Source organism: Virgibacillus sp. 7505 (genome assembly GCF_002272135.1).
Taxonomy (GTDB): Bacteria; Bacillota; Bacilli; order Bacillales; family Amphibacillaceae; genus Terribacillus.
In genome coordinates this window covers 1-220 of record NZ_NPBF01000414.1, presented here as the reverse complement: position 1 = coordinate 220, position 220 = coordinate 1, and the positions used below count along the sequence as shown (strand labels likewise).

Annotated in this window: 1 protein-coding gene; it reads right to left on the bottom strand. The window is 50.5% G+C overall.

Annotated features, from left to right (window positions below; genetic code table 11):
* On the bottom strand, nucleotides 1–220 hold a 220-nt coding region (locus CHH91_RS19565), incomplete at both ends, for a glycerate kinase (RefSeq protein WP_141234274.1).

The window sequence follows — 220 nt, the reverse complement described above, 5'->3', positions numbered from 1 at the left end:
CTCTTCTCTTTCGGTACGAGTTTCAACCCCGCAGCTTGAGCAATTTCAATCACAGCCGTACGTTTCTCACGAGTGCCCAAAAAACCAAATATCGCTGTCACTTGTTGGTTTATTGGTCCGGTCACCTCCACTGAATGCAATGTGCCGGCCGTCCACGCTACCATCGTTTCTGTAAACCCTTCCCCTCCATCGACTAAAGGGACAGAGATCACCTTCGCCT